We start from the raw sequence: 17,174 nt of genomic DNA on the forward strand, positions 1-17,174 counted from the left end.
GCGTCACTCGCCGAGCCTGTTGGCGCGGACGGCGATCCCCTCGGTCGGCGGGCCCGCCGCGATCCGCGCCGCGGCGTCCAGGGTGACCGTCACGACGAGGTCCAGTCCCGGCTTGAGCTGGCCACCGAGCGCGGACCAGAAGTCGGAATTCTCGGTGCCGTCGCCGCTGCGCAGCCGCAGGCTCGGCAAGGGTCGGACCGACGCGAACACGCCCTGCAGGTGCTGCGCCTCGATCACCCGGTGCAGCAGCAGCGCCGAGAGCACGTCGCCGAGCAGCGAGTGCTCGTCGCGGACCTCGCTCGTCCACGCGGTCACCAGGTAGCGGCAGTCCACCCGGGGCAGCGGGTCGCGGCGGAAGCGCTTGCCGTCCGAGTCCTCGAGGATCACCTCGCCGTAGTCGCGCTCGGACAGGTTGGGCCGGACGTCCCACAGGAACAGATCGACGGTCGGGCGGGAGGACAACGCGGCCGCCCACTCGCCGTCCGGGGCCTCGAACGCCACGTCCACGTCGCGGGCCGGCAGCGGCACCACCGTGCGCAGGAACGCCTCCAGCGTCTCATCGAGCAGGTGCAGCATCGGGTCCCCTGTTCACCAGGTCGAAGTATCGCTCGAACTCCTTCTCGGTGCGCAGCCGCCCGAGTTTCTGGAACTCCCGCTTCACGCTCAGCACCGCGTGCCGCATGGTGATGGGGCTTTCCTCGGCCGCCGCCAGAAACGCCGCGCCGAGGGCCGCGTTGCTGATGACACCGCCGGTGATCTTGAACTGGCGGGCCAGGAAGTCGAGGTCCAGGTCGGCCACCGGCGCGGTCGTCGGGAAGGCCCTTTCCCAGATCGCGCGGCGTTCCGGCTCCTCGGGCGCGACGAAGTCGACGGCCACCGAGATGCGGCGCAGGAACGCCGGATCGATGTTGCGCTGCAGGTTCGTGGCGAGCACCACGAGGCCGTCGTACGTCTCCAGCCGCTGCAGGAGATAGGCGACCTCGATGTTGGCGTACCGGTCGTGGGCGTCGCTGACCTCGGAGCGCTTGCCGAACAGCGCGTCCGCCTCGTCGAAGAACAGCACCAGATCGCCCGCCGCCGCGGCGCCGAAGATCCGTTCCAGGTTCTTCTCGGTCTCGCCGATGTACTTGCTGACGACGGCGGAGAGATCCACCTTGTAGAGGTCCAGGCCGAGGTCGCCGGCGACCACTTCGGCGGCGAGCGTCTTGCCGGTGCCGGAGGGCCCGGCGAACAGGGCGACCACGCCGATCGAGGGCAGCGGGCTGAACTGCCATCGGCCGTACACCGTGTCGCGGCCGCGGTGCCGGGCGGAGAGCTCCCGCAGTTGGTCTGCCTCGTCGCGGGGGAGGATGAGGTCGTCCCAGGTGCGACGGGGACGGATCCGGACGGCGACGCCGTCGAGATGACCACCCGCGAGCCGGCGTACGGCGGGGGCCACCCGACCCGCGTCCGCGGCGGCCGCACCGGCCACCAGGCGCAACTGCTCGCGGCTCAGCCGGTACGCCGGATCCGGATCCTGTCCGAGCGCCCGCTGCCAGTCTTCGGCGTCCGCCTCTCCGTCGGCGACCCGCACCTCCCGCCAGGGCCGCTGCGGCACCGCTTCCAGCGGCTGCTCACCCGGCGAGGACAGCACCCAGTCGAGGTGGGTCGCCCGCGTCACGGCGTCGCGGCCCGCGGCAGGCAACGGCTCGGCGAGGTCGAGGACCACCACGAGGTTCCCGATGGTCGCTTCGCGCACCACGGCCTCCCACGCTTCCGCGGTGGCCGGTGGCACGCAGGTCAGCAGTCCGGCGCCGGGCCGGTGCCGGCGGATCGCGCGCAGGCGGCTCTCCCGGTCACCGCCGTTCACCAGCAGGAGCCCGCCAGGTCGCCGGGGGGAGCGGGCGGCGACGACCACCGTGCCGGGCGGCAGGTCCGGATCGGGCGACGCGTCGCCGCGCAGGTGCCAGATCAGCCGTGCGGCGGTCTCACCCACCAGCGTCGCCCACGGCCCGTCGCCGCCGAGACGGACGAGGCCGGCGCGGCGCAGTCCCGACCCGGCGGCGAGTGCGCGTTCCCCGAGATGGCCCGGCTCGATGAAGATCCGCGCCAGGGTGGCCAGGGTCAGCCGGGGGAGTTGCACCGAGTCCTGCACGTACGCGACGAGCCGCTGCCGTGCCGGCGACAGTTCGACCGCGACGAGCAGGGCGAGCACCTCGGCCTCGGCCACCGACAGGTGAGCCGTCCGGACCACCTCGGCGAACGGCGACCGTCCCTTCAGGGCGGCCGCGAACGCCTTGCGGGCGGCGGTGACCGACTCGGCCAGCCCGGTGCGGACGGCCGCCGCACGTTCGGCGTCCGGACCGTCCAGACCAGGCAATGAGTGCAGAACCCGTTGGACTTCCTCGTCGGCGACGTAGAGGCCGGCGAAGTCGCGCGGTGGGCGGCCCTCGGCCAGGCGACAGATCAGCGCCTCGCGTTGCAGCAGAGTGTCCGCCACAGTGGCCCAGGGCTCCGCGGGCGGGGTCATCCGCGGGCTCAAATCACGCCTTCGCGGGTCGCCACGGCAACCGCCTGCGCCCGCGTACGGCAGTTGAGTTTCGTCAGCACGTCGTGCACCACGTTCTTCACCGTGCGCTCGGAGAAGCAGAGGTCCTCGGCGATGCCACGGGTGTCCATGCCGTCCGCGAGCAGTCGCAGCACCGAGCGCTCGCGGGTGTTGAGACCGGCCGGGCCCAGGTGCGACGTCTGGGTGACGTGCAGCAGCAATCGGGCCAGCATGTCACCGGGCAGCGCGACCGTGCCGGCCACCACCGCGCGCAGGCTGGCGATCAGGGTGTCGGGGGTGAGGGTGGCGTGCGGCAGCACCGCACCGACGCCGGCGTCGACGAGCTCACGGACGGCCTGCTCGTTGACGTCTCGCACGGTGGCGACGAGCCGGGTCGGGCGTCCCTCGGCGAGTCGGACGGCGCGGCGCAGGTTCGGACCGGCGTACTCGAAGACCAGGATGTCCAGGCCCGTCACGACCGGCACGGGGGCCAGGGTCGCGCTCTCGCCCCGCACCACGAAGTCGGCCTGTTGCAGACATGCGGCCATGCCGCGCCGGACAATGGGACTGCTGTCATCGATCCAGACAGACGGCGGCCGTTGGATGAGCATGTGTTCCCCCAGGCTGACAGCTTTCCGGCACGACCACCAGGACATGATGCCCGGCGAAGTCGATCAATACAACAGCTCTTCGGACTATGTCGTTGATCTAACTCTGACGTCATTTTTCACAGCGATTTGTTCATCACAATTGATGCTATGCAGAGTGGTTCGAGGGTTCTACGCTCGGGTCCATGCCCAGGTACACCGCCGAACAGATCTACGGTTTCGCCCGTCGCGCCGGGTTCTCCCCGGACGAGGCGGCGACCATGACCGCGATCTCGTTGGCGGAGTCCGGGGGCAACAGCCGGGCGCACAACCCGCACGGAGAGGACTCGCGGGGACTGTGGCAGATCAACGGCCGCGCCCACCCCGATCTGCTGCGTAAGTACGACCTCTACGACCCGCTGGACAACGCGAAGGCGGCCTACGCGGTCTCCCGCCACGGTGCGGACATCTCACCGTGGACGGTGACCCACGGCGGTAACGGCGCTCGCTATCTCCGGTATCGCGGCGAGGCCCAGGCGGCGGCGGTCGCCTACGGCGACGGCGGCGGGCGAGGCGTCTGGACCGGCACGCCGGGCTACGGTCATCGGGTCGCGGCGTCCGGATCGGACGACGCCGGCGGTGGCCGGGCGGACCCGTCACCCGATGGTGGCGACAACGCGGCTCTCGAAACGTTTCTGAGAGTGGCCAAGGCGCAGATCGGCGACCCCTACGTATTCGGCGCGGAGGTCAGGCTCAAGGACACCGATCCGGACGTGTTCGACTGCTCGGAATTCACCCAGTGGGCGGCTCACCAGGCCGGCGTCAAGATTCCGGACGGCGCCACCGCGCAATATCTCGAGCTGAAGCAACGGGGTCTGCTGATCCCGGTCGACAAGGCCAAGGAAACACCCGGCGCCCTGCTGTTCTCCTTCGACCGTGAACCCCGACCCGGCGACGGCCGCACCCCCGGCGCGCACGTGGCGATCAGCCTCGGCGACGGCCGGACCGTGGAGGCGGCCAACCCGACCGACGGGGTGCTGGAGTCCACCGCCGGTCGCCGCTTCGAGTACGCGGCCGTGCTTCCCGGCATCTCCGACGGCACGGCCACCCCGATCGACCCGCCGACGCTCACCGCGCTGCCGCCGGTGGCTCCGGTGCCGGTGGCACCCCCGCCACCGCCCGAGCTGGGCGGCCCCGACGTCGACCTGGACGGCCTGAGCGACGCACTCGAGCGCCGCCTCGGCCTCGACCCGCGGCGCGCCGACACCGACGGCGACAACCTGAACGACGCGCAGGAGCTCGTCACCTACGGCACCGACGCGCGCAAGGCCGACACCGACGGCGACCAGCTCAACGACGCGTTCGAGCTGGCACAGGGCCTCAATCCGCTCTCGCCCGACAGCGACGCGGACGGACACATGGACGGCAGTCTGACACCGGTGCGGACCGACACCGACCGCGACGGCCTCGACGACGCGCTGGAGCGGGTGCTCGGCATGAAAGCGGAGGTCGGCGACTCGGACGCGGACGGGTTCAGCGACGCCCTGGAATACCGCTCGGGTTCGAACGCGCTCGACGCCCATGACACCCCGCTGACGCGCCTCGGCTCCGCCGATCAACCGATGGGGACGAGTCAACCGCCTGGTGGCGGAAGGCTCGACGACCCCACTCACCTGCCCTGATCGAGACGGTGCCGCCATCGTGAACGTGGAACTGACCCTGCCCACGGCGCCCGTGGCCCTGGCTCCCGGCTCCGCCACGCGGGTGCCCGTCGAGCTGCGCAATACCGGCGGCGCGTCCCGCACCGTGCGGGTGTCGATGGCCCGCGGCCGGGCCTCCGCCTGGGCGTCGGTCGAACCGCCGACCGCGACGATCGAGGCGGGCGCGACGACCACCGTCGACCTGCTGTTGCGGGTGCCCACCGACCAGCCGCCGAGCTCGTCGCTCGCGCCCTTCACCGTCCACGCCGAGGACGACGTGACCGGGGAGCCGGCCGGGTTCGCCACCGGGCTGCTCACCGTCGCCCTGCCCGTGCCGGTGACCGGGACGTTGACCCCGCGGGTCGGTGCGGCCGACGCCTTCGACCTGCGCCTGACGAACAACAGCGACGGTCCGGCGGCCGTGCGCATCGCCGCCACGCTGGATCCGCCCCTCGGCAGCGTCGACGCCCAGCCCGCCGCCGCGCGACTCGGCCCGGGCGAGACCCTGACGGCGTCCGTCCGTTCCCGACCCAAGCGACCCCTGATGGGTACGCCCAAGCCGTACGCCGTCGTGGTGTCGGTCCAGGACGCGCTCGACCCCGACCGGCCGGCTCTGGTCAAGGCCCTCGGCACCGGCAGCCGTAAGCCTCGGGTGACGTCATGGATGGCTGGCGCGGCGGCGATCGTGCTGGCTGTCGCGGCCACCGTGGCGGTAGCACTGTCCGACGTGCGCATACCGCTGCCCGGCCAGCGGGCCGCGACGCCGCCCCCCTCCGCGCTAACACCTTCCGCGCCGGCGCCCCTCGCACCGGTGTCCGTCAGTCTTCCGTACGCGTTGGTCGAGGTCTTTCCGCACCGCGGCGCCGACGGCGGCAAGGGGGTCGCCGAGGCCGCGCGGGCCCGGTTGGCCGGCGCCGGGATGCCGATCCGGCTCGTCGACAGCCTCACCTCCGACGTGCTGGCCGACGAGGGCTCCGGCTTCTGGGTGCTGCTGCAGGACGGGTTCGCCTCCGTCGACGCGGCGCAGTCCTACTGCACCCAATGGCGGCAGGTTGCCCCCCGGTGTGCCGTGACGGCCTGAGCGTCGGGCCCGCCCCGCGGTTACTTCCCGGCGGGCGTGGCCGCCCCCGCGGCCAGAATTCCCTCACAGCTGCGGGCCGCCGCGCGGGCCGCCGTCCTCAGCTCGCGGGCCGAGAACGGATGCTCCGCCAGGGTCTGCCAGCGGGCCAGGGCCGCCCGGGCCGCCGCGGCGATCCGGGACGGCGGCGCGTCGGCCGGCAGTCCGAGCCGGCTGTGCGCGGCCCCGCCCCCGCCGCCGAGCAGCAGGTCCATCTCGGCCAGTTGCTCCTGAGTGCCGGGCAACCGGCCGGAGCGCAGCAGATGCAGGAGGCGCAGTTCCACGAACTCGTGGGCGCTGGCCCGGATCTGTTCGGCGTCCGCGGCGAGGGCCGAGTTCGGGTCCAGGCATTCGTCCAGCACCGCCAGTGCCGATCGCGCCTTCAGCACCTCACTGCGGCCGACGAACTGGGCGGCGAAGACCTCGCGCAGGCGGTCGATGCCGCTGTGTTCGGTCAGTGCCCGGGCCAGGTCGGCGGAGTCGCCCACCGCGCCCTCGCGGATCAGCCGCACCGACAGCCGCACCCCGAACAGGCCGAGGCGGTCCAGGACCCGGCCCCGCCCCGCGCCCGAGGCGGCGAACCTGTCCGCGGTGAGCAGCACCTCGACCAGGTCGGTCATTGGTTCGCCGGCGACGTCGGCGAGCACCCGGAACTCGTCCTCGCGCAGCGTCGCACCGGCCGCGCCGAGCAGCCCCGCCACCGGTACGACCACCGGGCAGAGGTGGCGCAGCCGCTCGTCGCTGGCGTAGCGGTCGGCGACCCGGGACGCCGCCGTCATCGCGTCGAGCCGACAGCCGCCGATCTCGTCGGCGCGGGACAGCACTCCCACGGCGTTGACCGGAGTGCCGTTGGCGAGGCCGTCGCCGTGGAACGACTCGAGGAAGCGGACGTCGCTGCCGTGCATGTGGCGCAGCAGATAGATGACCGCGTCGGTCTGCGCGGCCCGCTCACCCTCGGCTTCGAGGAACGCCATCGTCCGCAGGGACACGTCGGTGGAGAGCGAGGCGATGCCCGGTGTGTCGATGAGCGTGTGCCGACGCAAGCGGGAGCTGGGTAGGCGTACCTCGAGGTGGTCGAACTGATCGGCGGGCCGGCCCAGGGAAATGTCGATGGCGCCGGACTTACGGTGGAACGGTCGCGGCTCGGTGGTGCCGTCGGTGAGGTGCGCGGTGACCGCATAGGTCGGGCCGTCGGCGTACCAGGTGACGATGCGGGTGCACTCGCCCGCGTCGGTGGGCGCCAGTTCCTCCCCGACCAGCGCGTTCAACAGCGTGGACTTGCCGGCCTTCACCTTTCCGGCGATGGCCACCCGCAGCGGCTCGTCCACCCGTCGGCGGGCCGCCGCGAGCATGGACCGGAACCTGGGGTCGCGGGTCTCGACGAGCGCGCGGTCGAGCAGCTTGCGCACCCGGTCGAGCAGGTCTCCGGAGCTCATGCGACCTCCAGCCGGTCGAGCTCGCGACGCTGCGCGGCCAGCTCGCGGGCCCGGGCGGCGCGGGCCTCGTCGGGCAGCGCGGCCGTGTTCCGGACCGCCGCGGCCGTCGCCGCCGCCGAGCGCTGCACCGCCTGCGCCCGTGCCGCGAAGTCGTCGCGCAGGAATCGCTGCGTCCGCCGCACCGCTTCGCGTGAGTCCCGGCCCACGTGGAACGAGACGTCGTCCACGTACCGGCGGAGCTCCGCCTTCGCCTGCAGCCGCCGCTGCTGCGCCTGGCGCTCGCGCTCCTGTTTGACCAGCCGCCGTCCGAGCGTCATGCCGGCCAGCAAGCCGAGCGGCGCGGCCAGCGCCACGTTGAAGAGGGCCCCGACCGCCCCCAACATGTAGAACCCTCCGTAGGTCACGCGCGCCGCGGTGAACGCGCCGAGGAACTGTTGCAGGCCGGACTTCTCGAAGCTGATGTCGAGGTCGGTGACCTTCCGCAGCGCCAACTCCGGCGACGGCAGGTCGACGTCGAGGCTGTCGTACTCGAAGTCGAAACGCTCGGCGACGTCTCGGGCGAGCTTCTCGGTGCGGGCGACCAGCAGCATCAGGTTGTCGACCGCGGCAGCGGTGGCCTCTCGCTCGGCCCAGGTCTGGAAGTCGCGCCAGATGTCGCGCGGGTCGCTCTCGTCGAGCAGCTCCTCCCCGTGGCGCACCATCAGCCGTAGTCGTTCATACAGGTCGTGGTCGACGTCGGCGGTGAGGTCCTGGATGCCGTCGCTGAGCACGGTCTGCCAGGAGCCGTCGCCCAGCATGGCGCCGCGCCGGCTCTTCTCCGTGTAACGCCGCACGAGCGCCGGGGCCGCCGCGGGCGCGGCCGCGGCCGCGTGTTCGGCATCGACGCGTTCGCGCAGCTGGGCGACGACGAAGGCGAGCTCGGCGCGGGCCGCGGTGAGGGCGAGGGCCTCCGCCGCACCGAGTACGTCCCGGCGCAGGAGATCGATCAGCCGCGGGAAGCCCGACTCGTCATTGAGCGACGTGCTGTCCCGTGCCTGCGCGCGCATCCGCAGGAACGAGGACACCGCGATGATCGGCACGTCGAGGCCGGCACGGGCCAGATGGCCCTGATTGATCTCGACGATGCGTCGCCACTCGCGGTACAGGTCGATCTTGGTCAGTACGCAGAAGACCCGGGGGCAGCGTTCCAGGACGCGGCCGAGAAACTCCACCTCGGGCGCGGTCAGCTCCTGAGCCGCGTCGGTGACGAACAGTGCCGCGCCGGCCGACGTCAGCGTCGCCAGCGTCATGTTCCCCTGGGCGGAGTCGAGGCCGCCGACGCCGGGGGTGTCGATGAAGGACAGCCCCGCGCCGAGCAGCCGGCGGTCCAGGTGCACCTCGACGCTGCGCGGCGCGGGCTGGTCGTCACCGACCGGGGCGCCCTCGGTGACGTGGCGCCGCAGCTGCTCGAACGGCATCGACACCGCCCGCAGCGCGCCGTCCGCGTCCGGCACCTGGAGGAAAACGGCCGGCGGGCGCCCGTAGCGCAGAACGGTCGGCAGCGCCGTGACCACGTCGGAGTCGACCGGGCAGATGTCGGTGCGCAGCAGCGCGTTGACGAGCGTGCTCTTGCCCTGCTTGAACTCGCCGACCACGGCCACGGCCACATCGTCGGCCCGCAGGCGGGCCGCGGCGTGCCCCAGCCGCTCGGCCAGGTCGGGTCGGTCCGCGCCCACGGCGAGCCGGCGCGCTTCGTCGAACTCGGCGAGCAGCCCCGCGACAGCACCGCCGCGCCGCGCCGTTGTCACCGCACCCAACCGCTTCCCCGATTCACCTTGCACCTACGTCAGACCTCGGCCGGGTCGGGAGCGGCGTCCGGGCTGCCACGGAACCGGCGCGCGACCGTCCAGATGGTGACCCTGAGTGACTCGTTGTTGCACGACCTGCACATTCCCTTGAGGTTGGACTCGTTGTTGTACCACTCCACCCGCTCGTCCTGGATCTGCTTCAATCCGTGCAGCTGGAAGTGCTGGACCACCGGGATGCTGTGATCCAGTGTCCAGAGGTTGACCGGGAAGCCAGGGACGCGACCACGGGACGAGAAGTAGTCGCCGCATTCGGTGCACCGGTAGAGGTCGAACTCGGCCGGAATCGTGGCGTTCGGGTTCAGCGAGCGCCAGTGCTCGAGTCCCTCGGCGAAGTCCGCCTTCTGGATCTTCTCCCGGACCCCGCTCGCCCAGCCGCCGTAGAACGTGTCCCGCCACAGCGGGTAGCCGCGGTAGGCGGGCGCGATCGAGTCGCCTTCGACGTACTGGGACCGGTGGCCCAGGTTCTCCAGATCCTTGAGGTGGTGCGCGGCACCGACCGCCTCCAGGAAGGTCTTCCATTCGGAGATCTTGTCGGTGATCTTCTGCCGGTACGCGGCCCGCGTCAGGTACTGGTTGTTGAAGAACTGCGACGCGAGTTCCGGGGTTCCGCTCTGGTACAACTTCTCCTGCTCGGTGATCTCGGCCTCGAGCGCACCCATTGACGTCGAGATCGCGCCCATCTGCTCCTTGCCCTCGGCGGGGAAGTTCGGGTCCTTCAAGGCGTTGTCGACGCGTCCCTTGAGCCAGCCGGGTGAGGACGCCATGAAGAGCTGGCGCTTGCCATTCACCATCTCGAACCACATGGTGTGCGACGCGCCGTCCATCGCGAAGGGTGTCCTGCCGGTGGGCACGACGGCTTCGCCGTCGGCCGCCGGGGCCGGAGCCGGCTCGGCGCCGCCACCGAGGCCGAGGGCGTTCAACGCCGCCCTGCCCAGTCGCATCGCCTGCTCGAAGAGCCAGTCCAGGGCCCTGTCCACCAGCTCCCGCAGCTGCCCGATCAGCTCCACCAGCTTCTCCGGCACGTTCCCGAGCCCGGCCTGGTTCGCCAGGAACCCGATCGCCACCGGGATCGCGTTCGCCAGGCCCCGTTCCACCTTCGCCGCGCCCGCCGAGATGTTGCCCGCGGCGATCGCGGCCAGCGTGCCGACGTAGTCGTCGACGATCGCCAGGATCTCGCGGACGTACTCGATGACCGACTGCACCGCGTTGAAGAACGCGATGCCGCTGTTGACCACGGCCATGATGCCGGTCGGGTCCAGCATCGACAGCAGCTTCGCGGTGGCCCTCTCGATGATCGTGGTGACGATCCAGTCCTTGGCCATGCCCAGCAGCGTGTCCCACAGGTTGCCGAGCTGGTTCTCGATGTGCTTCCAGACCGCGGCGACGCCGTTCTCCTGCACGTCCTTGACGAAGTCGAACGCTTCGCCGGCCATCGCGATCCCGGAACGGATCTTCTGCACCACGTCCGCGCCGATGTGCCTGCCCAGCTTTTCCCAGAGCTTGTCGGCGGTGACGTCGAGGACCTGCAGGACCAGCTCCAGGATCGACTTGAACGACAGGTCCGGCGGCTTCTGGATGCCCAGCGCGCCGAGCCCGCGGAACAGCCAGTCGGCCAGGCCGCTCAGCAGGTAGTCGAGCACCTTGTCGAGGAAGTTCATGAAGCCGCTCTTCAGCGCGGCGATCATGTTGAGCAGGAAGCCGACGGGGTCGCGCTTGATGTCCTCGATCGCGGCCATCGCGTTGCTGATGATGCTGCCGAGCAGTTCGCTCGGGAAGTTCATCAGCTTGAGGATCAGCGTGACGACGACCTTGATGACCTCGCCGACGAAGGCCACGATCCGGCCCAGCGGCTCGCCGAACTTGTCCAGCACCCGCATGAACGCGCCGATCGGGTTCAGCAGGTCCTCGAGGGTGAGGGAGTCCCACACCGCCTTGAAGGTGCCGACGATCATGTCGAGCGAGATGCCGAGCCGGCCGATGGCCGCCTCGATCTGTGCCCCGGCCTCGGCGATCACGCCGGCCTCGGCGAGTTTCTGGTACGTCTGTTCGCCACCCGGCAGCAGCGCGATGAAGCCGCCGATCAGGTTCTCCGCGGTCCGTGGCACCGCCCTGCCGGTGACCGGGTCCTGTCCCAGGATCACCGTCATCAGGCGGTAGCCGCGCATCCCCGCCGCCTCGCGGGACAGCCAGTCGAGCAGCGCGTCCTTGATGAGCTTGAGGACGGTGACGATGATGTCGCTCGCGAACGCGCCGACCCGCTGCACCAGACCGATCGCGTCGCGGGCCAGCTTGCTCAGGTTGTCCGCCAGGTTGGCGATGTTGGCCGGCTGGATCGCGTTCCACCCGGCCTCGAAGAGCGCGAACAACTCGCCGATCAGTCCGAGGAAGCGGGGGATCTGCAGGTCCAGCCAGTCGGCGGTCTTCTGCAGGGTTCCGCGCTCGGTCATCTGCGCGACCGTCTGCTCCTTGCCGATCAGCCGGAGGAAGTCGGCGAGGATCTCGACGGTCGGCGCGCTGACCGGGGTGCCGCGCAGCGGGTCGTGGTGCAGCACCTTCTTGGTCAGGTCCCAGACCGGGGTACCGACCAGGTAGGTCTCCGCCAGGCCCACCGCGACGTCGCGGATCAGCTGGATGATCTGGTCGATGATGCCGCGGACGAACGCGAGCGCGTCGTTGTAGAGGCTCTCGACGTGCCGGGCGATCACCGCGACGTTGCCGTCGATGCCCTTGTCGATGGAGATCTCGTCCCACGCCTGGTCGATCTCGCGCTGGATCCGCTCGAGGGTCAGGTTGTTCGCGGTGAGCCCGGCGTCGATCATCCGGAACGCGTCCTGCAGAATGCCCAGCTCGAGCAGCTTCGCGGCGACGATGTTGCCGAACGGCACCAGGCCCATGACCCCCCGGACCAGGTTCTCCGGGCTGCGGTCGACGGTGCGGTTGGCGATCGGGTCGTATCCCGCGACCACCGTCAGCATGTCGTAGCCCGGCACCGACCTCGCGAGGTCCTGGATCCCCTCCACGATGAAATCGGGAAGGTAGCTGTCGCTGTCGCGCTGCAACCGGTAGACCGACACGGACTGCTGCTGCACCACGTGCGTCGCCTCGTGCGCCATCAGTGCCAGGTCGCTCGCCGACTCGCCGGCGCCGAGGAAGATGTGCCTGCCCGAGGTGAACGCCCGCGCCCCGAGTTGTGCCGACGCGGCCTGCGCCTTGTCGCTGGAGTGCACCTGCACGTCGCTGAGGTCGAAGCCGAGGTGTGGCTCGATCCGCGAGCGGATGTCCGGCGGGATCGCGCTGCCCGGGCCGGGATCGGCGAGCAGCGCCTCCAGGCCCGGGGGACCGGAGGGGTCACCGGGCGCGGCCGACGGCGTCGCCAGCCGTGCGATCGCGGGCGCGGGCCCGGCGGGAGCCTCGCCCAGACCGACCCGCGCGGCGACGGCCTCGGCCTGCACCTCGAACCGGTCGCCCGGCTGACTCACCGTCAGCTTCGGCTGCACCGGCGCCGTCCGGGTGTGCAGCCGGTGCAGTGCCCCGCTGCCGCCCGCGGAGAGCAGGCCGAGGTTGGCCGGATGCGGCGCGGGCCCGGTCGCCAGACGTTGGATCGCGGCGTTGCCGCCGCCGACCGCCGGCATCGTGTGGGCGGGCGCGGAGGACCCCGGCGCACGCGGAGAGCGCGCGACGGCATGCGCCGGCTCGGATGCGTGCCCTTCCGCCTGCCCGTCGGTCCGCGGTTCCTGTCGCGTGCTCAACTTCACCCGGCCCGCTCCCTTCCCGGCTCCTAAGGATCGACTGGTTCCGGGGAAACCGGCAACCCCTCCCGGCGGCCTTGCACCTTCGGCTGCACTGCCGCACCTTCTGCCTCCGCGTGTGTGCGAGGCACGCTCGGCACCGGTGGAACGGCGTTCGTGGGAGGTGAGGCGATGACCCGGGTCCTGATGGGGGACTTCAGCGCCCTGCATCGCCTCGGCCTGGAGAACATCCTGCGGGTGGACGGCATCGAGCTGATGGATGTGAAAGGGCCGGACGTCCTCGCCCGGCTGGTCGAGGCACTGCCCGACGTCATCGTGCTGGATCTGGACAAGAGCGCGACCGACGACCTGGTGTGGGTGATCGTCCACCGGTTCCCCGCCGTCAAGGTGGTGGCCTGTTCGGCCAACCACCCGATGATGCGGGTCTTCCCGCCGCTGCACTACGGCGAGTTCTACGAAACCGATCTTGATCCCGCGCTGCTGGCCAGCGCGGTGCAGGCCTGAAGACGAAGGGTGTCACCCATGGCCGCGTCGTACGGAGCCCCGGGCGTCTACATCGAGGAGCAGCCGAGCGGCTCCATGCCCATCGAGGGGGTGGGGACCGCCGTGGCCGCGTTCGTGGGCTTCACCGAACGCTACGACCGCGAGGTGGGCGATCCGACCGACCCCGCCGGCGTGAAACCGCAGCTGGTCACGAGCTGGCCGCAGTACGAGCGGGTGTACGGCGGCTTCGTGCGGGGCGCGATGCTGCCACACGCCGTACGCGGCTTCTTCGAGAACGGCGGCAGCGCGGCCTACATCTGCCGCATCCCGACCACGGCCGACGGTGACGGCGCCGGAGACCTGCCGACGCTCACCCTGCCGGCGGCGGACGACCCGCAGACCCCGAGCATGCAGCTGTCCGCCGTGGACCGTGAGGCGCATCTGGAGGTCGAGGTCGTCCCGCCGCCCCCGCCGCCGCCGGTCGAGGGCGACGGAGCGGACAGCACCGCCCGCGCCAACGGTGCCGGCGACTACACCCTGCGGGTGTACGAGGGTGGTCAGCTCCGCGAGGAACTCGGCGGCATCCAGTTCAGCGGCCGCAGCGCCCGTGCCGTGGAGAGGACCGTCAACGAGCGGTCGAAGTTCGTCCGGATCGAGGTCAACCCGCTGCAGGGCGCGTCGCTGGCCGAGCGGATCCCGGCGGCCGGCCGTTACACGCTCGAGGCGCCGCCCGTGTCCGCCGTCTCGGTCACGCCGGCCGACCTCGTCGGCAACGAGGCCGAGCGCACCGGCTACCAGGGCCTCGCCATCGCCGAGAACGTCACCATGGTCGCCATTCCGGATCTGGTCACGGTCGCCACCAGGGACGACGGTACGGTCGACGAGGAGATGTTCCTCGGCGCGCAGAAGCAGCTCATCGACTTCTGCGAGGCGAGCCACAACAAGATGGCGATCCTCGACACGCCGCCCGGCCTCAACGCCACCCGCGCGCTCGAGTGGCGCTCCCGGTTGGCCCGCGACTCCGCCTTCGCCGCGCTGTACTACCCGAACGTGGTGGTCAGCAACCCGCTCGCCCGTCCCGGCGCCACCAACGGCGAGCTGTACCTGAGCGTGCCCACCGCCGGCCACGTCGCGGGTGTCTGGGCCCGTACCGACGGCGCCCGCGGGGTGTGGAAGGCGCCGGCCAACGAGGCGGTGCGGGGCATCGTCCGGCTCGAGAACGACGTGACGAACGGCGAGCAGGACCTGCTGAACCCCGAGGGCGTGAACTGCATCCGGTCGTTCGGCAGCTACGGCACCAAGATCTGGGGTGCCCGTACGCTCGCCAAGACCGATCCGAGCTGGCGCTACATCAACGTGCGGCGGCTGTTCAACTTCATCGAGGAGTCGATCCAGCGCGGGACGCAGTGGGCGGTGTTCGAGCCCAACGACTTCGACCTGTGGCAGCGCGTCAAGCGCAACATCGTCTCGTTCCTGCGCGGTCTCTGGATGCAGGGTGCCCTGGTCGGGGCGACCCCCGAGCAGGCGTTCTACGTGTTGTGCGACGAGAGCAACAACCCGGCGTCCTCGGTGGACGAGGGCAAGCTCATCGTCGAGATCGGCATCGCTCCGGTGAAGCCCGCCGAGTACGTGATCTTCCGGATCAGCCAATGGCAGGGCGGCGGCTCCACCTCCGAGTGAGCGTGACCCCAGCCACCGTAAGAGTCCGTAGACAGCAAGGAGGCGGCGATGCCCGACCTGATGACCACCTTCAACTTCGTCCTGGAGATCGGCGGAGTGGAGATGGCGAGCTTCCGCAAGTGCTCCGGGGTCGAGTCGGAGACCGAGACCATCGAGTACAAGGAGGCGACCAAGGACGGAAAGATGATCATCCGGAAGGTTCCGGGTGCGATGAAGTGGAGTGACATCACCCTGGAACGCCGGATCGACGAGTCCAAGGCGCTGTGGGAATGGCGCAAGCAGGTCGAGGACGGCGACGTCGACCAGGCCCGCCGCAACGGCTCGATCGTCATCAAGGACTCGATGAAGGCCGAGGTGGCCCGCTGGAACTTCGAGCGCGGATGGGTCTCCAAGTGGACCGGCGCGGAGCTCGACGCCGGCAGCAACGAGGTGGCGACCGAGAAGGTGGTCATCACCCACGAAGGGCTGCACCGCGCATGAGCCTTCAGACCGAGTTCCCCTTCACTCTGCCGAAGGGGTACGTGGACGAGCACGGCACGCTGCACCGCACCGGCATCATGCGCCTGGCGTGTGCCCGCGACGAGATCGAGCCGCTGCGCGACGGGCGCGTCAAGGAGAACGAGGCGTACGCGACGGTGATCGTGCTGGCCCGGGTCGTCACCGAACTCGGAACGGTCCAGCAGGTCACCACGAAGACGATCGAGTCACTGTTCATCAGCGACTTCGGTTACCTGCAGGATCTGTACCGCATCGTCAACTTCCAGGACCCGAGCATCCTCGAGGCGCTGGAGCCCGGCGCCCCTTTCCCGCGGACATCCGTGGAGGTGGGCTAGGGCATTACGCCCATGACGAACTGTGGCAGGAGATCGCCTTCCTGGCGTACCACCTGCACTGGGACCTCGACCGGCTGCTCGACCTGGAGCACGGGGACCGCATTCGGCTGCTCCAGGAGGTCGGCGGCCTGAACGAACGCGCATGGCAAGGAGTGCAGGGTGGCTGAGGCGTACACCGTCGACCCGCCATTCGTCGGCAAATTCAAGTTCGAGATCGACGATACGGTCATCGGTGCGTTCACCGAGGTGTCGGGACTGTCGGTGCAGCTCGACGTGGAAGAGCTCGCCGAGGGCGGTCAGAACGCCTACACGCACAAGCTGCTGGGCCGGATGAAGTGGCCGAACCTGGTCTTCAAGCGCGGACTCACCGACACCGACGCGCTGTTCGAGTGGGTCATGGAATGCTCCGGCGAGGGTTTCAGCAAGGCGGGCAACAAGGTCAAGCCCCGCAACGGCCGGATCAGCGTGCTCTCCGCCGCCGGAACGTCGATGCGCACCTGGTCCATCCTCGAGGCCAAGCCCGTGAAGTGGACCGGTCCGCGCCTGGCCGCGTCGTCGCGCGACCTCGCCATCGAGGAGCTGGAGGTGTGCCACAGTGGCTTCCGCTCCGGCAAGTGACGGCCGGCCCCGCACCCTGCGCCGCGTCGTCCGCCGTCTCGCCGCCCGGCTGCTGCCGATCCGCGGCCGGGCCATCGGGCTGCGCCGCCCCCCGGTCACCGGCCCGCCCGCCGTAGGGTTGCCCGTGTCGGCCGGGATAGCCAGCGCGCTGCCGGTTCGCGCGTCGTTGATGCTCATGCGCTGGTGGTGGCGCCTGCGCCAGGGCCGGCCACAGCCGCCTGTCGCGGGCAAGGCCGCGCCCGGGTCGACGCCGGCGCTCCGGCGCATCGGAGCGCCACCGGCGATGCTGCATCGCGGCCGCCGCCGGCTGCTGCAACGCTCCACGTCGACCTCGCCGGCGGGTCGGGCACCGCGCGATCCGCTCCTGCCGGTCGCCGCTCGAACGCAGGGTGCCGCTCGAACGCAGGGTGCCGCTCGCACGCAGGGTGCCGCTCGAACGCAGGGCGCCGCTCGAACACAGGGCGCCGCTCGAACACAGGGTGCCGCTCGAACACGGGGTGCCGCCGCGCCGCTGGTTGGCGGGTGGCTCGCGATGAGCGCGCCCGCCGGTGGACCGCTCACCTCGACTCCGCCGGCCGGTGCACCGCCGAGCGGCCC

General features: G+C 70.8%; 14 protein-coding genes. 8 read left to right on the forward strand and 6 right to left on the reverse strand.

Going from position 1 to position 17,174, the window contains the following annotated elements; genetic code table 11:
- Window positions 1-3: 3 nt before the first annotated feature.
- Genes AB0M36_RS06080 through AB0M36_RS06090 form a run of 3 tightly spaced genes read right to left on the reverse strand, consistent with a single transcriptional unit; the run spans window position 4 to window position 3,075 of the window.
- Window positions 4-576: a DUF4255 domain-containing protein gene (locus tag AB0M36_RS06080; protein WP_364153152.1), complete on the reverse strand. Its 573-nt coding sequence runs from the start codon at window positions 574-576 to the stop codon at window positions 4-6.
- Window positions 557-2,509, reverse strand: coding sequence for an ATP-binding protein (locus AB0M36_RS06085; RefSeq protein WP_364153155.1), 1,953 nt, complete (start codon window positions 2,507-2,509; stop codon window positions 557-559). The genes AB0M36_RS06080 and AB0M36_RS06085 overlap by 20 nt, the downstream gene beginning before the upstream one ends.
- Window positions 2,510-2,517: 8 nt before the next feature.
- A complete protein-coding gene (locus AB0M36_RS06090) occupies window positions 2,518-3,075 on the reverse strand; it encodes a response regulator transcription factor (protein ID WP_364153158.1) in 558 nt (185 codons plus the stop codon).
- Between the two features lie 245 nt (window positions 3,076-3,320).
- Here AB0M36_RS06090 and AB0M36_RS06095 point away from each other — a divergent pair, with 245 nt between their 5' ends.
- Together AB0M36_RS06095 and AB0M36_RS06100 are read left to right on the forward strand one after the other, a co-directional pair.
- A complete protein-coding gene (locus tag AB0M36_RS06095) occupies window positions 3,321-4,796 on the forward strand; it encodes an NlpC/P60 family protein (protein ID WP_364153160.1) in 1,476 nt (491 codons plus the stop codon).
- A gap of 19 nt (window positions 4,797-4,815) precedes the next feature.
- A complete protein-coding gene (locus AB0M36_RS06100; RefSeq protein WP_364153162.1) occupies window positions 4,816-5,895 on the forward strand; it encodes a hypothetical protein in 1,080 nt (359 codons plus the stop codon).
- A gap of 20 nt (window positions 5,896-5,915) precedes the next feature.
- On the opposite strand, the gene AB0M36_RS06105 is transcribed toward AB0M36_RS06100, so the two are convergent.
- From AB0M36_RS06105 to AB0M36_RS06115, 3 genes are read right to left on the reverse strand one after another with little or no spacing between them, the layout of a single operon-like run.
- Window positions 5,916-7,367 (reverse strand): dynamin family protein, encoded by a 1,452-nt coding sequence (locus tag AB0M36_RS06105; RefSeq protein WP_364153164.1) that lies wholly within the window; start codon window positions 7,365-7,367, stop codon window positions 5,916-5,918.
- Window positions 7,364-9,154, reverse strand: a complete 1,791-nt coding sequence (locus tag AB0M36_RS06110; protein ID WP_364153167.1) for a dynamin family protein — start codon at window positions 9,152-9,154, stop codon at window positions 7,364-7,366. The genes AB0M36_RS06105 and AB0M36_RS06110 overlap by 4 nt, the downstream gene beginning before the upstream one ends.
- A 38-nt stretch (window positions 9,155-9,192) precedes the next feature.
- Window positions 9,193-12,969 carry a DUF4157 domain-containing protein gene (locus AB0M36_RS06115; protein ID WP_364153169.1) on the reverse strand — a complete coding sequence of 1,259 codons (3,777 nt, stop codon included), beginning with the start codon at window positions 12,967-12,969 and terminating at the stop codon, window positions 9,193-9,195.
- 165 nt (window positions 12,970-13,134) lie between these two features.
- Here AB0M36_RS06115 and AB0M36_RS06120 point away from each other — a divergent pair, with 165 nt between their 5' ends.
- Genes AB0M36_RS06120 through AB0M36_RS06145 form a run of 6 tightly spaced genes read left to right on the forward strand, consistent with a single transcriptional unit; the run spans window position 13,135 to window position 16,577 of the window.
- Window positions 13,135-13,467 carry a hypothetical protein gene (locus AB0M36_RS06120; protein WP_364153172.1) on the forward strand — a complete coding sequence of 111 codons (333 nt, stop codon included), beginning with the start codon at window positions 13,135-13,137 and terminating at the stop codon, window positions 13,465-13,467.
- 18 nt (window positions 13,468-13,485) lie between these two features.
- On the forward strand, window positions 13,486-15,126 hold the full coding sequence (locus AB0M36_RS06125) for a phage tail sheath C-terminal domain-containing protein (RefSeq protein WP_364153174.1): 1,641 nt from the start codon (window positions 13,486-13,488) through the stop codon (window positions 15,124-15,126).
- Between the two features lie 48 nt (window positions 15,127-15,174).
- The gene (locus AB0M36_RS06130; protein WP_364153177.1) at window positions 15,175-15,606 is read left to right on the forward strand and encodes a phage tail protein; all 432 of its coding nucleotides are present in this window, start codon (window positions 15,175-15,177) and stop codon (window positions 15,604-15,606) included.
- Window positions 15,603-15,959 (forward strand): hypothetical protein, encoded by a 357-nt coding sequence (locus AB0M36_RS06135; protein WP_364153180.1) that lies wholly within the window; start codon window positions 15,603-15,605, stop codon window positions 15,957-15,959. The genes AB0M36_RS06130 and AB0M36_RS06135 overlap by 4 nt, the downstream gene beginning before the upstream one ends.
- On the forward strand, window positions 15,941-16,126 hold the full coding sequence (locus tag AB0M36_RS06140; RefSeq protein WP_364154272.1) for a DUF6760 family protein: 186 nt from the start codon (window positions 15,941-15,943) through the stop codon (window positions 16,124-16,126). The genes AB0M36_RS06135 and AB0M36_RS06140 overlap by 19 nt, the downstream gene beginning before the upstream one ends.
- Window positions 16,119-16,577, forward strand: a complete 459-nt coding sequence (locus AB0M36_RS06145; RefSeq protein WP_364153183.1) for a phage tail protein — start codon at window positions 16,119-16,121, stop codon at window positions 16,575-16,577. Before AB0M36_RS06140 ends, AB0M36_RS06145 begins: the two co-directional genes overlap by 8 nt.
- Window positions 16,578-17,174: the final 597 nt, after the last annotated feature.

The sequence above is a fragment of the Actinoplanes sp. NPDC051346 genome (assembly GCF_040682215.1).
Taxonomy (GTDB): Bacteria; Actinomycetota; Actinomycetes; order Mycobacteriales; family Micromonosporaceae; genus Actinoplanes.